Consider the following 1,561-nt stretch of genomic DNA (forward strand, 5'->3'; position numbering starts at 1 on the left):
AATAGTCGAGCATGCCTTCTGGAAAAAACAAACTCATAATAGCCAAATCATTTTGCATAATTGATGTGATTCTTTTTTTCAAAAGTATAACATTTTAGCTCATCCCCCCAGGTTTTGTTCTTGACCCGATTCAAGTACTCCCAATACATCGGAGGTTCCTAAGGATACTTCCTCTGCTATTTGTTCTGCAATTTCACGAACATCAACTGTTCTGCTTGATTTTGCTATTGCATAATACTTGCGTGCTTCCTCCAAATCGCGAGGATTCACTTTTTGTTTAACGCTGTAATTTACCATGATTTTTGAATTTTAAAAATTAATAATGTGTTGTCCTTTGACAACTTGATTTTGCATTCTTTTGAAAACTCTAAGTTTTTCATCTTTAAAAATTTTAATTATTAATTATTGAAGGTATTCGAAGCTCCTCAGCTATTTATTTAATCATTGTTTTATTGATGATTAAGGCGCCATTTATGTGCTATTCAATCATAAGAGCCTCCTTTCTTTTTCTTGGATGTTTTTGAATAGTCGAAAATTCTTCAATAGCATCGCCCTCTTTAAATTTGGATATAATGATTTTGTATAAATCCATGAATTGGGATTTATGGTTGGGGAGTTTCGAATAAAGAATTGTGGGGAGATAAGGTATGTGAATGGTCTTTTTAGACCAACATTCGAGAGGAGATGATTGGGGTCAATCTCAGTAAGGAAATTCGTATAAATATGATTTCCTAAATTAAAAGGTGTTGTGCTATGCTTTGTAGTATGATGTCTAGAATCAGGTCTGTATAAAGTGTTCATATATTATTATTTTATTTCTATTGCTGTTTACTCTGTCTTGCTTTTTCATAATGTCTAGTTTTATTTGATTTTTACTTGGTAAAATTACGAAGACTAAAACAAAGAGTCAATAGCTTCAAACAGAGTAAAAACGAACCTTTGTCTGTTGAAAAAAATATATAGACACTGAAAACACTTGTAAATACTATTATTCAAGAGGATGATACTTGAAAAACAGCAGAATTGTTGAAAACTTATACTATTATTATATGTAAGTAATTGATAATCAGCAATAGGAGTTTGTTATTGTATTGAAATTAAGTTATTTGTGCTAAATATGTTTATTGTTGATAAGTTTATTGCATTTGTTTAAGAACCTTAATATCAGATTAATACAGTGGTTTTTTATTGTTCTTTTAAAATTGACACGCTAATGTTGATAAAAAAGAATAGTTTTATTTGGTATAATAATTGGTAATATAGTCTATCTGCCTTTATATCAGTCAAATACATATTGGTCTGAAAATGCTGTATTTTTATGTTTTCTAGAGAAATGAGTAAAATAATCAATTGAAAATCAGATTTTCTGCATTGATATTGTCATATTTTGAGGTTTTTAGGGTCACATTAAAAATTATGGGGAGCAATGGTTTATAGCCTTTTCATAGTTACAATGCTATTAAGCAATAATAAACTTAGGAATTAGGCGGGGTGGCTTTTCCCAAACACGGCGAAGTGTAATCGGTGAATTATAGAATATTAGATTTTTCAGCAAAGGGCT

At 30.1% G+C, this 1,561-nt stretch carries 1 protein-coding gene; it reads right to left on the reverse strand.

Annotated elements, in window-relative coordinates; genetic code table 11:
* Positions 1-99 precede the first annotated feature (99 nt).
* Positions 100-297, reverse strand: coding sequence for a hypothetical protein (locus tag HNS40_RS22310; protein ID WP_172284919.1), 198 nt, complete (start codon positions 295-297; stop codon positions 100-102).
* Positions 298-1,561: the final 1,264 nt, after the last annotated feature.

Origin of the sequence: Lentimicrobium sp. S6 (assembly GCF_013166635.1) — a bacterium.
Classification (GTDB): Bacteria; Bacteroidota; Bacteroidia; order Bacteroidales; family UBA12170; genus UBA12170.

Coding starts and splice junctions, on each gene's coding strand:
- HNS40_RS22310 (WP_172284919.1), bottom strand. CDS start 297: ATGGTAAATTACAGCGTTAAACAAAAAGTGAATCCTCGCGATTTGGAG.